This window comes from Nocardia jinanensis, from assembly GCF_014645735.1.
Taxonomy (GTDB): Bacteria; Actinomycetota; Actinomycetes; order Mycobacteriales; family Mycobacteriaceae; genus Nocardia; species Nocardia jinanensis.
Genome location: NZ_BMMH01000005.1, coordinates 268,933 through 282,848 on the forward strand (window position 1 = coordinate 268,933; position 13,916 = coordinate 282,848).

General features: G+C 65.9%; 12 protein-coding genes. 5 read left to right on the plus strand and 7 right to left on the minus strand.

Translation table 11 applies throughout. The features are described from left to right. Window positions 1-183 precede the first annotated feature (183 nt). Window positions 184-885 (plus strand): TetR/AcrR family transcriptional regulator, encoded by a 702-nt coding sequence (locus tag IEY68_RS14585; protein ID WP_062997584.1) that lies wholly within the window; start codon window positions 184-186, stop codon window positions 883-885. A gap of 9 nt (window positions 886-894) precedes the next feature. Here IEY68_RS14585 and IEY68_RS14590 read toward each other — a convergent pair whose 3' ends face one another. The 7 genes from IEY68_RS14590 to IEY68_RS14620 form a co-directional block, all read right to left on the minus strand. Next, the gene (locus IEY68_RS14590) at window positions 895-1,332 is read right to left on the minus strand and encodes a nitroreductase family deazaflavin-dependent oxidoreductase (protein WP_062997583.1); all 438 of its coding nucleotides are present in this window, start codon (window positions 1,330-1,332) and stop codon (window positions 895-897) included. A 9-nt stretch (window positions 1,333-1,341) separates the two neighbouring features. Next, a complete protein-coding gene (locus IEY68_RS14595) occupies window positions 1,342-2,124 on the minus strand; it encodes an SDR family NAD(P)-dependent oxidoreductase (RefSeq protein WP_062997582.1) in 783 nt (260 codons plus the stop codon). 86 nt (window positions 2,125-2,210) lie between these two features. Further along, window positions 2,211-3,419 carry an amidohydrolase family protein gene (locus IEY68_RS14600; protein ID WP_062997581.1) on the minus strand — a complete coding sequence of 403 codons (1,209 nt, stop codon included), beginning with the start codon at window positions 3,417-3,419 and terminating at the stop codon, window positions 2,211-2,213. A gap of 69 nt (window positions 3,420-3,488) precedes the next feature. Beyond that, window positions 3,489-4,955 (minus strand): aldehyde dehydrogenase family protein, encoded by a 1,467-nt coding sequence (locus IEY68_RS14605; protein ID WP_189094280.1) that lies wholly within the window; start codon window positions 4,953-4,955, stop codon window positions 3,489-3,491. Between the two features lie 28 nt (window positions 4,956-4,983). Continuing rightward, window positions 4,984-6,186 (minus strand): thiolase family protein, encoded by a 1,203-nt coding sequence (locus tag IEY68_RS14610; RefSeq protein WP_062997579.1) that lies wholly within the window; start codon window positions 6,184-6,186, stop codon window positions 4,984-4,986. Further along, on the minus strand, window positions 6,183-6,449 hold the full coding sequence (locus IEY68_RS36200) for a Zn-ribbon domain-containing OB-fold protein (RefSeq protein ID WP_229718782.1): 267 nt from the start codon (window positions 6,447-6,449) through the stop codon (window positions 6,183-6,185). Before IEY68_RS36200 ends, IEY68_RS14610 begins: the two co-directional genes overlap by 4 nt. 206 nt (window positions 6,450-6,655) lie before the next feature. After that, on the minus strand, window positions 6,656-7,864 hold the full coding sequence (locus tag IEY68_RS14620; RefSeq protein WP_062997575.1) for a CaiB/BaiF CoA transferase family protein: 1,209 nt from the start codon (window positions 7,862-7,864) through the stop codon (window positions 6,656-6,658). 725 nt (window positions 7,865-8,589) lie between these two features. Here IEY68_RS14620 and IEY68_RS14625 point away from each other — a divergent pair. From IEY68_RS14625 to IEY68_RS14640, 4 genes are all read left to right on the plus strand, one after another. Beyond that, a complete protein-coding gene (locus IEY68_RS14625) occupies window positions 8,590-9,489 on the plus strand; it encodes a helix-turn-helix domain-containing protein (RefSeq protein ID WP_062997573.1) in 900 nt (299 codons plus the stop codon). 312 nt (window positions 9,490-9,801) lie between these two features. Next, window positions 9,802-10,866: a phosphotransferase gene (locus IEY68_RS14630; protein WP_062997571.1), complete on the plus strand. Its 1,065-nt coding sequence runs from the start codon at window positions 9,802-9,804 to the stop codon at window positions 10,864-10,866. A gap of 364 nt (window positions 10,867-11,230) precedes the next feature. After that, window positions 11,231-12,253 (plus strand): Rieske 2Fe-2S domain-containing protein, encoded by a 1,023-nt coding sequence (locus IEY68_RS14635; protein ID WP_062997569.1) that lies wholly within the window; start codon window positions 11,231-11,233, stop codon window positions 12,251-12,253. Between the two features lie 375 nt (window positions 12,254-12,628). Further along, window positions 12,629-13,864 carry an NAD(P)/FAD-dependent oxidoreductase gene (locus IEY68_RS14640; RefSeq protein ID WP_062998035.1) on the plus strand — a complete coding sequence of 412 codons (1,236 nt, stop codon included), beginning with the start codon at window positions 12,629-12,631 and terminating at the stop codon, window positions 13,862-13,864. Window positions 13,865-13,916 lie beyond the last annotated feature (52 nt).

Consider the following 13,916-nt stretch of genomic DNA (forward strand, 5'->3'; position numbering starts at 1 on the left):
CTAACCTTGTGATCTCGCCCAGAGCCGCCCGCCGGCGCTCGGGGCAGTATCGACATCGACATCGAGGTCGCTATCGTGGGCAGGCACGGATGTTTCCGTCCTCAGCAGCGCCGGTGACCTCCGATCCGCCGGCCCGAAGGCCGTTCCAGGGACGTAACGAACACCAGGAGAAGGGGTCCCCTGATGCCGGAAGTCACCGGCCGCAAGACGACCATGTCCAACGCCAGGCGCCGCCACAACGGTCCGGAACCGGAAAAACGGCGCGGGACCGGACGTACGCACCGGGGCCGGGAAACCCGGCGCCGGCTCGTCGATGCCGCCAAGGCGGTCTTCGAACGCGACGGATTCGTGCATGCGAGGATCACCGATATCTGCACCACCGCGGGGGTCTCCCACGGCTCCTTCTACACCTACTTCGTCACCAAAGAGGAAATCTTCACCGAGGTGGCCGATTCGGTCGAACTCGACCTGCTCACGATCGGACCCGCGCCCGAGGGCACCGGTCCGATCGGGCGCATCCAGTCGGCCACTGAGCACTACCTGCGGGTGTTCGGCGCCAACGCCAAGATCATGAGCGTGATCCACCAGGTCTGCACCATCGACGCCGATGTGCGCGCCACCCGCCTGCAGCGGCAGAACAGCTTCGCCCAGGCTGTTGAAACCCATATCCGCGGCCTCCAGGAATCCGGTCACACCGATCCCCGGATCGACCCCGCCTACGCGGCGCGAGCATTGGGCGGTATGGTGGCCCATTTCACCGACCATCTCTTCAATACCGACAACGACTTCGACCTGGACACTGCTGGCGAGCAGCTCACCCTGATATGGGTGAACGCCCTCGGTATCCGCGACACCACTGAACTCCGGTCCACCGCCCACGACTGAGTCACCTCACTACGGGGACAGCACCACGAGCGGGATGGTCCGAGCCGTTCGAGTCTGGTAGACGTCGTAATTGGGCCACCGATCGGACATCACCTTCCACAGTGCGGAGCGCTCGGCGCCGGACACCGTCCGGCCGACCACCGGGATGCGCTGTGCCCGTACCTGGATCTCGGCGCGGGGGTTCGCCTCCAGGTTGCGATACCACTCGGGATGCGCCGGCGCCCCGCCCATGGAGGCCACGACGATATAGTCCGCTCCGGATTGCCCGAAGATGAGCGCGGAGGTACGTGGCAGGCCGGTCCTGCGCCCCGTTGTCGTCAGCAACAGGGTCGGTACGCCGTTCCACAGGTAGCCCACTTCCCCGTCGGTTTCGCGATAGCGCGCAATATGTTCCGCGCCGACCAGGGCCAGATCGGGGGCCTTATAGCCGGGCTCTTTCTCATTCATCGGTTGTCCTCACCTCGCCACATATCCGCCGTCGACCGGGAGTAGCACTCCCGTGACATTGCCGGCCGACTCCGATACCAGGTAAACGGCGGCCGCGGCACAGTCCTCCGCGGTGATCGGCTTGCCGAGTGGATGCTGTGCACCGGCCTGCCGAACCGCCTCCTCGGACAGCTCGGCCCCCTGCCCGAGTCCGCCGGCGGCGAAGAAATTGGTCTGCGGCATGGCGGCCGGGCAGAGGGCGTTGGCCCGGATTCCGAACGGGGCGCCCTCGATCGCGACGGCACGGGTCAACTGGTGCACGCCACCCTTGGTGGCGCCGTAGACCGCCCCGCCCCAGCCGACCAGGCCCGCCACCGAGCCGGTGTTGAGAATGACCCCGCCACCACCCTGCTCCTTGAAGCGCAAGACAGCATGTTTGCACCCGAGGAAAACACTACGCAGGTTGACCGCGACCAACCGATCGAATTCCGCGACCGTATGGTCTTCGAGCAGAGCTCCCCCGAGCCTCGGGGTGGGGATGCCGACGTTGTTGAACAGAATGTCCAACCGCCCGAAATGCTCGACCGCCGAATCGAGCATCCCCACCACCTCGCTTTCCTCGGCGACGTCCACCCGGACCGCCACTGCTGTCCCACCGGTCTTCTCGACCAGCCGAACGGTCTCCTCGACCCGCTCCGCGCTGATATCGGCGCACACCACGCGGGCGCCTTCGGCTGCGAACCGCAGCGCGGTCGCTCGGCCGACACCCGACCCCGCGCCCGTGACCACGGCGCTCTTTCCGTCCAGCAACATTGCTGCACATTCCTTTCCCATTCGATACCGAGCGCAAGGCGCCGGTGAACACTTCGACAGCAGCGATGGATCCGGCCGAGTTCGGCTCAGGCGCGGGTCAGAACGGGCGGCTCTGCGGGGGTGAATCGGTAGAGCCGCTCGGCGTTCCCACGCAGAATCTTGTACTGGGTTTCCGGCGACAGATGCCCGATGCGGTTCTTCACCACCTGGATCGAGTCGGGGAAGGTGGTGTCGGAGTGCGGATAATCGGTCTCGCACATGATGTTGTCCTCGGGGATCTCGCCGAGACTCGCTATCGCATGGGCGTCGTCGATGATGCAGAGATGGATATGGTCTCGGAAATCCGCCCGCAGATCGAGTTTGTCCAGATCTATCGCACCGCTGCCGGCATGCCCGTCGAAAGATACACCGCGCTGAACCCAGTAGCGCTGTTTGTCGAGCACCTGCTCGGCCCGCTCCAGGAAGTACGGCGCCCATCCGGCTTCGCCCTCGGACAGCGCGATCTTCAGTTTCGGATAACGCTGGAACAGGCCGCTGAACAGAAACGACAACATGGTGCCCGAGGTCCTGGTCGCGCCCCAGGTGAGATTGGCCATGAACGGCGCGTTCGAGCAGATCTGCGGCAACGTCGAGGACGACCCGACATGCATCGACACCACCATGTCCAGATCGTTGGCCGCCGCCATGACCGGGTCCCAGTAGCCGCTGGGGTCGTGAATGGTGGGCAGGCCGAGCGGCTCCGGATTCTCCGAGAACGCGAAGGATGTGGCGCCCTTGGCGGCACAGCGCTCCATTTCCCGGGCCGCGAGTTTCGGGTCCCACAGCGGGATCAAGATGAGCGGGATGTAGCGACCGGGTGCCGCCCCGCACCATTCCTCGATCATCCAGTCGTTGTAGGCCTGCAGGCAGGTGAACCCGAAGTCCCGGTCATCCGCCTCGTAGAAGATCTGCCCGCAGAACCGGGTAACCGACGGAAAACACAGCGAGGCCAGCACTCCCGCACGATTCATATCCTCTATTCGCGCCACGGCGTCGTAGCAGCCGGGTGCCATCTCGCTGTACGGCACCGGGTCGGGGCTGAACTCCTCCTTGGACTTGCCCACCACAGCGCTCAGCCCGGAACTGGGGAACTTCTTACCCTCGTAGACCCAGAAATCCATCCCGCTGTCGTCGACCTCCATATGAGGTGCACGGTCGCGGTCCTTACTCGCCACGCGATCCACCCAGACGTTCGGCGGCTCCAGAACATGGTCGTCGACCGATATCATCCAGTCGAGATCAAGGTTGGCGGTCATTGTCCGTCCTTTCTTCGGCGACCTTCGTAACGAGGTCGGGTTCTGCTTGTCGTTCCGCTCGCGCCCGGCTCAGCGGAGGTCCCCGATGGCGATGTGTTTGACTTCCTGGAAGGCTCGGATGCCATCGGTTCCGCGCTCGCGGCCGAGACCGCTGTGCTTGTAGCCGCCACTCGGGGCGTACGCGCTGTACAGGCCGGCGTTGACATTCACCGCACCCGTCCGCAGGCGGCGCGCCACGGCCGTTGCCGCGGCCACATCAGCGCCGTACACCTGGCCGGAGAGGCCGTAATCGCTGTCGTTTGCGATCCGCACCGCGTCGTCGATATCCCGGTAACCGATGACCCCGATCACCGGGCCGAAAATTTCCTCCCGCGCCGCCGGATTGTCGTTGTCCGGCAGGTCCAGCACGGTCGGCTCGAAGTAATAGCCCCGCTCGAGACCGGCGGGCCGCCCGCCCCCGAACACCACACGGCCACCGTTGTCCTGCGCCAGCGCCACGTATCGCTCGCACCGTTGCCGCTGAGCCGCGCTGATCACCGGACCCATCGTCGCGGCCCGGTCGCTGGGCGGCCCCACCTCGATACCGGCGTAGGCCTGGGACACCGCGGCGATGACCTCGTCCTTACGGTCTTGCGGCACAAGCATGCGGGTCGCGGCGATACATGCTTGACCGGCCGTCGCCCCTACTACCGCTGCGGCTCCCCTGGCGGCGTGCTCGACGGCGTCGGGCAGATAGATCTGCGCCGACTTGCCACCGAGTTCCAGCGCCACCCGTTTCACCGTCGGCGCGGCCTGGCTCAGGATCGCCCGCCCGACCGTGGTGGAGCCGGTGAACGACACCATATCCACCGCCGGATCCGTGGTGAGCAGTTCCGCACCCGCGGCGCCGGGCTCCACCACTACGCTCAGCACTCCGGGCGGCAAGCCCGCGGCCGCCGCGGCGGCACCGAACATGAGCGAGGAGATCGGCGTCAGCGGGCTCGGGCGCAGCACCACAGAGTTGCCCGCCATCAGCGCCGGAATCAGTTTCTGCATGCCCATGATGAACGGGGCGTTGTAAGGAGTGATCGCGGCCACGACGCCGATCGGCTCATACCGGCGGATACTCAGCCGCACGCCCGCCCGTATCAGCTCGTCGACCGGCACGGGGTTGGCTTCCTCATGCGCCATGGACAGGTACAGATCGATCGTTTCCCGGGCCATCGTCATGGTGGTGCGGAACTGCGCACCCTCCGCGTAGAACACCGGTTGCCCGCCCTCGGCGACGATGAGGTCGACGAGCACCTCACGGGCGGACTCCAGGTGTTCGAGGAAGGCGTGCAGTGTCTGCGCCCGTTCCACGGCCGGCAGGTCGGCCCACACCCCGCTGTCGAAACTGCGGCGCGCCTCGGTCACCGCCCAGCCGATATCCGCTACCGATGCCGCGGCGAGCTCCGCAACGGTCGATTCGTCCGCCGGATTCTCGACGGTGAACACCGCGCCGCCGTCCAGCCATTTTCCGGCCACGTAGGAGCACCAGTGTGGAATGTTCGTCACGATCGATCCCTTCGTCGAACTGGCAATGTCAGAACGGTTCGGCGCTGTACACGACGGCGCCTCCGTAATGCGGCGACGATTGGCAGGCGACGCCGATCGTCGCCTTCGCGCGTTGTCGTGCGCCGGCCCGCCCGGCGAGCTGGAGATAACACTCGAGCATCTGCGGGATGCCGTGCATACGCCCGTTGCCGAGTGCGCCGCCACCGGAGAGCACCGGTAACCCGTCGGGCCGGTCACTGTCGATCCGTCCGTCCTGGACGAACCGGTGCGCCTCTCCGACCGGGCAGAAGCCCAGGGCCTCCAACCAGAACCAGACAAGAGGCGAGAAACCGTCGTAGAGCTGCGGCAGATCCACCTCGTCCGGCCCCACGCCGGCCGACTCCCATAACCGGCGCGCGGTCTCCGCACCGCCGCGCATGATGTCGTCGAGCGGCCAGTGCAATGGCAGGCGGTGCGGTACCGGGCTCGATTGCGCGTAACCGCTGATGTACACCGGGCGATGCCGGAGGTCCCGGGCCCGGTCCGCGGAGGTGAGCACGAACGCGGCCACCCCATCGACCGGGATATCACAGTCGTACCGGCACACCGGGTCTGCGAGCAGCGGTGCGTCCAGGTACTGCTGTGCCGTCAGCGGTTTGCGGTACCAGTGGGACCACGGTATCCGCGCGCCGTTCTTGCGCGCCTCGACGAGTACGGCCGCCATGGCTTCCCGGTCGGCACCGTAACGCTGCAGATATTCGGTGTAGGGCAGCGCGATCATCGCGAGGGGCCCGAAGTATCCGGTGGGCGCAGTCCACTGTTGAGGACCGGTGATCTCACGGGTCGAGTTCCCGTGGTAGCTCCCACGCGGGTTGTGCAGCGCGCGGAAGAACAACAGATAATCCGCGGCACCACAGGCCACAGCATTGATGCCCAGGGTCAGCGCCCCGGACACCTGGCCGACCCCCTGGAAACCGGCGACGTATCGCGGTGCGGCGCCGAGGTGTTCGGCCATCCACGCCGCCGTGACCGTGCTGATCCCGTCTTCGACTGTGTGCGAACCCGCGGTCGGGAACATCGAGGCGGCGACGATACCGTCGACCTCGCCCAGTTCCAGACCGGCGTCGGCGATCGCCCGGCGCGCCGTGTCGACCGCAAGTGCCCCCAGTGGGGAATCGGCATGCCGCTGAATGGCGCTCTGTGCACAGCCCGCGATTGCCACCTTGTTGCTTGCGCCGAACCTGCCGCTCATACGTTTCCGTCCCGATGATCGTCCCCGCTCAGCACGAAGGCGGGAACGGCCACGCCGGACGCTATGTCCTCGAACGCGACCCGCACCGCCGACCCGATCTCGACGGGTGCCCCGGGACCGTCGAGCAGTCGGCCGATCAATCGAAGCTCGGTCTGTTCGATCAGTTCGACATCCACCAGAACGAACGGCACGTCGGCCGTGAACCCGGAGAGGAACGATTGACGCACCACCGTCCACGAACGCACCACACCCGATCCGCTCACCGGTTCGAATACGAACTCCGCAGCGATGCTTCGGCAGTGCGGACAGATCTGGTCCGGGGCAACGGTGAACAGTGCACAACGGCCGCATCGGGCGGCGGTGAGCATATGCCGAGCCGTCGCCGCCCAGAAGGGGGCGGAGAGTTCATCCGGAACAGGGACAGGCCGTCGGTCCGCAGCGGCGTGCCCGATGCTCGGGTCGGCGCTCATCACGGAATCACTCCCGAATCCTTGAGTGCTCCGATATCCGCCCAGCTGTATCCCAGTTCCAGTAGTACCGATTCGGTGTGCTCGCCGTGCTCGGGTGCCCGGACCAGATCGGGGGGATGTCCGTCGAACTGCACCGGAACCGTGGGCAACGAGTACTTCACGTCCCCGTCGACCACTTCACCCAGGTACCCGTTGGCAAGCACCTGCGGATCCTCGAGCAACTCCTCCACGCTCTGAACCGGCGCCCACGGCGCATCTATCGTGGCGAGCAGCTCCTTCCATTCGGCGAAGGTGCGCTCGCCGAATTCCGCTACCAGTTCGGCGACACAAGCTTCCCGATTCTCCCGCCGCGCCGCGAGATCGACGAAGCGTGGGTCGTCGGCCAATTCTGCTCGGCCGATCGCCCGGCAGAAATCCCGCCAGTATCGATCACCCTGAAGGAATACCAGCTGGATATGACGCCCGTCCTTCGTCCGGTAGGTGCCGACCAGGGGGTTCGGCGAGTCCTCGTTCCCGGACATCGCTCGTGGCTGCTGCCCCTGCAACGCGGACAGCAGGTCGGATGACAAGGTCCACATCGCGGTCGCGAGCAGCGAGACATCCACCACCGCGCCCTGCCCGGTACGCTCGCGCCGCAACAGGGACGCGGCGACCCCGAAAGCCAGCGCCATCGCGCCGTTGCGATCGCCCATCGCGCCACGCTGGTGGATCGGGTTCTCCCGGTCCGGGGGCGTCAGGACGTGGGCCATACCGCCCCGTGCCCAGAACGCGGACGAGTCGTAGCCGGCCCGGTCCGCGTCGGGACCCCGGGCGCCGTATCCGTGCCCACGGGCATAGACGAGCTTCGGGTACCGCGCGGTCAGCGTTTCCGCGTCGAGTCCGAGACGTGTCAACGCACCCGGCCGGAAATTGGTCAGGAAAACGTCGGCTGTCTCCAGCATCTGGTCGAGGACGGTTCGGCCGCCCTCCACCCGCAGATCCAATGCGACCGATCGCTTGCCCCGATTGGCCAGTGCCATCGAAAGATTGACCCCGCCGCTGTCCACGCCGATGCCCTGCGTGGCAAGGCCTCGATAAGGGTCACCCTCGATGCGTTCGATCCGTACGACGTCGGCTCCCCAGTCGGCCAGCAGCGCGCCGGCGACCGGAACGAAAACCCATTGAGCCAACTCGACTACCCGGATATCGCGGAAAGCACCGTTGCTCACGTCCGGCTCCCTTGTTCGTCCATTGCTGTTCTGTTCGCCGGGTAATGCCCGAGCCTGTCCGGTGCGGCCTCATATCCGCTGCCCGGGGGCAGTACGCCGACCAGAACGCGCCCAGCGCAAGTTCGTAGCGACCGGCCGGTTCGTTGTGGGTAAATGCAAACTGACAACGTTGTCTCCTGTGCAAACGCAACGCTCGCTGAGCCACCTCTGACCTCCTGATGCGTTCCGGACGACGCTTTCGACGCGACTCCACACGGGACGGCCGAGGGATCAACCGGGTACGGACACCGAGTCGGCTACGCCAGGCACCCGGCTGTCGCCCCGAGCACTGTCGACCTCCGCGCATCTCAGGCGAGTGCAGGCCGGCAATTCAGGGAAACGCGGTCCTTACAGAAGAGGAGAAGTGGCATTTGATGCTCGTATTTCAGCACCATTGATCCAAATGATAGCTTGTTGTGATGTGGGGCACAAGGGCTATCGTGAGGTGATGATGGCGGCCGACTTCCTCCAAAACCGAGTCGGCGCACAGAGATCAGCCCGAGTCGAGCCCTCCGGCAGTCCGGACGCCGCATATGCGCGTGCCGCCAGGGGAGCTCACATCGGATAGCCGTCACCCGGGCCGAAGGTGGCGAACCTCGAACCGGATACCTGCCCCGCCGGCCGATTCACTCAGCGCTATTCTTGGAATGTTCGGTGCGGGCAGGGTGACGAGGTGAAGGGGCAGGATGCCGATCAAGCCGTCTCCGGCGGTCGTCCGCGCGGGTCAGCTCCTGCAATTCATGGCCCGGCGCCCGTCTGCTTCGTACTCGATCGCCGAACTCGCACGCGCCACCGATATGCCTCGTGCGACGTGCGATTCCACGCTACAGGCCCTGGCGGAACACGGTCTGGTCGTGCGCCGCGGACACGAACTCCGATATGAACTCGGGGGCTTCTGCATCGTGCTGGGTGATGCCGCCCGGGCCGCGAACCCGATCTTGAATGCCGCCAGTGTCGAGGCGGAAGCCCTCGCCCGTGCACTCAACGCCTGCGTGGCAGTGTCCGCGCTCATCGGGAACGCGACCCGGGTAATGGCGGTTTCCGACTGGGGTCCACCCCTCGGTACCCGCCCCCGGCCGGGCCAGTCCGTCCCGCTGTCGCCTCCTTTCGGCGCCGTCTTCGTTGCCTGGGACCGGGACAAGGCTGTTGCCTGGCTGGCCGAGGCTGCCGGCACATCGGCCGATGAAGCCCCGGATCGCTGGCACAAGGCGCTGGACGCCATTCGCAGACGGGGGTACAGCGTCTCGCTGACGCCTGCACGCTCCTGGGTACCGGACCCCGACTCGGCCTTCGAAACCGCGCTCAACCCCCCGGATCCCGAGCACGCTCGCCGCTATCAAGCGGAATTGGCCGAACGCATGAAACACACCGAGTACCTCCCGATGGATCTCGAGGGTGCGGAACCGGTCCGTTTGATGCAGATCTCGGCACCGGTATTCGACGTGGCCGGCCGGACCGCGGCGGCGCTGATGCTGCTGGGGCCTCCGCACGAACTGGCCATTCCGGAAGTGGAAGCCCTCGGACGCCAGGTCGCCGATGCGGCACACCGCGCCGCCAAAGCCGCCGGTAGCGATATACCTCATTGAAACCTCGGCAGTTCGCGCCCTGATCCGTTGGCGGACCGGGCAGCCGACGCCCAGGAACACCGGCTCCGTTCCATCACGCGGACAAGTCCCTGGACGCTCCTGAACCATCCGAGCTCAACCGGAAATCGACAATAATGTCAATATCGATGTCGACATTCACCTACACTCGTGCCAGGCACAGTTGCTCACGCCGCTCGCCTCGGACCCCAGGATCCGCGCTACGCCCCAGCCGAAGAGCCCGGCCCGCCGCGAACTGGATCCGGCGATCGCATGCGTTTCCCCGAAATCAACGAACATCCCAGAAGAGGCATCGTGGCTACATCGAATCGACAGCAACCTCCGGTCCCGCGGACACTGACCGACCTCCTCTCCCCGGAATGGCTCACACAGGCACTCGGCGCCCGCTTTCCCGACATCCGCATCACCGGGCTCACCCCGGGACCCGTGGTGAGCCGGATATCGACCAATGCCCGATTCCACATCGAATGCGACGGTGGACTCCCCCCTGGGCTCTCCCCCGATCTCTGCGGCAAGGGCTACTTCACAGAATCCGGCTGGTCGAACCGGCACGCCGGCACATTCGAAGTGCTCTTCTATCAGCGCCTCGCCGCCCAGACCGGCATACGGACACTGCGCAACGTGTACGCGGAGGTCGAGGACGGAACAGGACATGGCGTGGTCATCACCGAGGATGTCGTCGCTCAGGGTGCGCGGTTCCTCGATGCCACCAGTGAATACACGCCCGATCTGACCGCCGACAGCCTTTCCCAGCTGGCCACACTGCACGCCGCGACATGGGGGAGTCCGACCGTTGGTGCCGCCGAGTGGCTGGACTCGCGGCTCGATTTCATTCGGAACGTGCGTGGTGTCAAGGAGATCCGCGGCAATTTCGAGAGCGAGATCGGCGCGGGAGTTCCGGCGGAAGTACGCGACGCCGAGCGGCTCTTCGACGCCTACCGAGCACTCGCGGAGCGGACCAGCACGGCCGAACCGTGGTCGGTCGTTCACGGCGACGCCCATGTCGGCAACCTCTACCTCGATGGTGACGGCCGGCCGTCATTCCTCGACTGGCAGCTGACACAGCGCGGTCCATGGTATTTGGATGTCGCTTACCACATTGCGTCCGCATTGACCGTCGAAGATCGGCGCACTACCGAAAAGGACCTTCTGCGCCATTATCTGGAGCAGCTGAGGATCGCCGGGGTCGACGCTCCGACATGGGATGAGGCATGGCTGGGCATGCGTTTGGGAGTCCTGCACGGCTTCTATCTCTGGGGCATCACCCTCAAGGTCGCTCCCGCTATCACCACCATGCTCGAGCATCGTCTCGGAACGGCCGTTGCCGACCACGAATCCTATGCAGCAGTGGGCGTCTGAGATATGGTTCCAGGTCGCGTACCAGCTCTACCGATGTCGACAGTGGCTGGTCCGCGGAGCTTTCCGGGCTGAAGTTCGACACTTTCGACCGTCGTGGTGTGCACGCCGACTGCGCACCTCCCCCCCAGGCGGTACTCATCCCGAGCTGAATATGACATAATCGTCAAGTCTCAGCTCCCGCGGCCGCGGAGGTGCACGCCGTCTCCGAGCAAGCGCCGGGAACCGGACCTCGCCATGGCGGGAGGAGTGGCACGGACTTGCGGATCGCCGGCTTCTCACGGTGCCGTCCGGCCTCGTGGACGACGGACGCACAGCCCCCGACCGCCGGGACCTCCGCCCACCACAACATACGGAGAGAGCACATATGCAGAGCACGCTGAGCGTGAAGCCGACCGGCTGGTTCCAGATCGGGTGGTCAGCGGAATTCGGCCCGGACGCGGTCGTCGGCAAGCGGTACTTCGGCCACGATCTCGTGGCCTATCGGGGCCGCGACGGCGAGGTACACGTCCTCGATGCCTACTGCCAGCATCTCGGGGCGAACCTCGCCTGCGGCGGGAAGGTCGTGGACGAGGGTCTGCAATGCCCGTACCACGGCTGGGTCTGGAACTCCGCGGGCCGCAACGTCCACATTCCCTATCAGCCCGATCGGCCCAACAAAGTACGGCGGGTACGCTCCTGGCACGCCGCCGAACGCGCCGGCCAGGTGTTTCTCTGGCACGACGTCTCAGGCCGACCGCCACTGTGGGAGTTGCCCGACGATCCGTTCGAGGCGCTCGGAGCACACATCGAGAAGGAGTCGTTCCACCCACCGCGATCGGCACATTTCCCCGATCTCCGGATCCACCCGCGGATCCCGCCCGAGAACGCGGTCGACCCGCACCACTTCCGCTTCGTCCACGGCACACCGATGTCACCTGTGGTACTCGAGGAGCACGTCGACGACTGGACCTGGCACTCACGCGTCGGTTTCGGTCGGCGCTGGGCCGACGGCAGCCGCAGTGACGAGACCCTCGGCACGATCGTGATCCACTGGTCCGGGATCGGAGTCAGCTGGAACGGTGAACACACCCGCAGCGGCGTCCGCGTGGTGGCGATCTGCCTCACTCCCGTGGACGACGAGCACTCCGAAATATTTGCGACATACTGGTTGGCCGAACGCGAAGACGACTCCCAGCCGGGCGTACTGGCGCGCCGATACCAGGAAATCGAAAACGCGCTGCCGGACGACATCAACATCTGGAACAACCAGATCTACCTGGACCCACCCGGCTTGGCCGCCTCGGAGGCCGCCGGGTTCCGCAAGCTGAGGCAGTGGGTCCTCACTTTCTTCCCCGACGACGAGACCGGCACCGTCCCCCACGCGGAAAAGGTGCCGGCCGCCCGCTGATCTCGACGGAAGCACCAGCGTCCGGGTCAGGTGCAGCCCGCGCGGCCGAACTCGTCCCCACCGGGCGCGACGGCAAGTCCGGACTGCCGGAGTACCCGACAGGCAGGCATGCGCTGCATCTTTAGCATAATCAGCTAGATGTTCTATACAATAAGCCTGATTGGTCGAACCGGATGATTTCTGCGGATTCGGGATCTGCGCTTTGCCGAGGTGGTCGGCGCCGATCCGATCGAATCGGCGCCGGGCCAGGTCGTCGAGCGCCACCCGGTCGCCCGTGCCCGTGCATCCCACTGATCGGTCACCACACCACGGAATGTGAACACCTGCAATGCCGGTGCCTATGAATCGGCCGATCTGTCGAAAGTTGTGCCAACAATGTCTGAAATTCCCGGCCATATTCTCGTTGTCGGCGCCGGACTGGGCGGGCTGCGCACCATCGAGGCGCTCCGATCCGCGGGCTATTCCGGGCTGATCACCCTGATCGGCGCCGAACCCGAACTGCCGTACGACAGACCGCCACTGTCCAAACAGGTTCTGTCCGGCACCTGGGAACCGGCTCGCACACAGCTCGCGGGCTATGAGCGGCTGCGAGAACTCCATGTGGACGCCGATCTGGGCAACCCGGTGGTGGAGTTGCGCGGCACGCGGGCGATTCTGGCAAATGGTCACTCCGTCGATGCCGGAGCGGTGGTGATCGCCACCGGTGTGCGCGCACGGCGGCTGCCCGGCCAGACCGATGCGTTCCACACGCTGCGTACGCTGGACGACGCGCTCGCACTGCGCTCTCGGCTCGCCCACGCGGACAACGTACTCGTACTGGGGTCGGGGTTCATCGGGAACGAAGTCGCGAGCACGGCGGTGGAGCAGGGAAAAACAGTGACCGTCGTCGAGGCGGCCCCGCATCCACTCGCTCGGTCCTTCGGGCCCGCGGTCGGTGGCATGACGGCGCGCCTACTGACCGATGCCGGCGTCACACTGTTGTGCGATACGACGGTCGAGGAGTTTCTCGACCCCGACTCCGGTGTTGCGGTGCGGCTCGCGACGGGCGACGAACTACGGGCCGAGCTGGGCGTAGTCGGCGTCGGCGGGATACCCGACCTCGACTGGCTGGCCGATGATCGGGTTATCGTGGCCAACGGCGTCCACTGTACGGAACGTGGCTCGGTCGTCGGCACGGACAATATTTGGGCTGTGGGCGATGCCGCCGCCTGGTACGACCCGGCCTGCGGCGAACACATTCGCACCGAACACTGGACCTCGGCGCAGGATCAGGCCAAGATCGTCGCCGCAGCGATCTTGGGAGTTTCTGTACCCACCATGCCGACCCCCTATGTCTGGTCGGACCAGTTCGGTATGAAGATCCAGGTCCTGGGCCGCGTCGCGCCGGACGACGACATCGTTCAGCTGCACGGCGAAGGTTTCGGCGGTGGGGCCATCCGGGGAACCGTCCTCGGTCATTTCGCCGACGACCGGCTGACTGCGGTTACCGGATTCGGGGCTCCCGCCATAGTGGCCCGTTACCGTGCGGCGATCGTCGGAGTATTCGACCGGGCCCAGGTCGAAGCGTTCGCCACCGGCCTCGCAGCCAAGCGGGTTCCTGCAGGCGCCTGAACCCGCCGGAAGACCGGACGCCGGCGCACCGCCTGCCTGTCCTGAGCGGGCG

Coding starts and splice junctions, on each gene's coding strand:
- IEY68_RS14635 (WP_062997569.1), top strand. CDS start 11,231: ATGCAGAGCACGCTGAGCGTGAAGCCGACCGGCTGGTTCCAGATCGGG.
- IEY68_RS14640 (WP_062998035.1), top strand. CDS start 12,629: ATGTCTGAAATTCCCGGCCATATTCTCGTTGTCGGCGCCGGACTGGGC.
- IEY68_RS14600 (WP_062997581.1), bottom strand. CDS start 3,419: ATGACCGCCAACCTTGATCTCGACTGGATGATATCGGTCGACGACCAT.
- IEY68_RS14590 (WP_062997583.1), bottom strand. CDS start 1,332: ATGAATGAGAAAGAGCCCGGCTATAAGGCCCCCGATCTGGCCCTGGTC.
- IEY68_RS14585 (WP_062997584.1), top strand. CDS start 184: ATGCCGGAAGTCACCGGCCGCAAGACGACCATGTCCAACGCCAGGCGC.
- IEY68_RS14595 (WP_062997582.1), bottom strand. CDS start 2,124: ATGTTGCTGGACGGAAAGAGCGCCGTGGTCACGGGCGCGGGGTCGGGT.
- IEY68_RS14625 (WP_062997573.1), top strand. CDS start 8,590: ATGCCGATCAAGCCGTCTCCGGCGGTCGTCCGCGCGGGTCAGCTCCTG.
- IEY68_RS14610 (WP_062997579.1), bottom strand. CDS start 6,186: ATGAGCGGCAGGTTCGGCGCAAGCAACAAGGTGGCAATCGCGGGCTGT.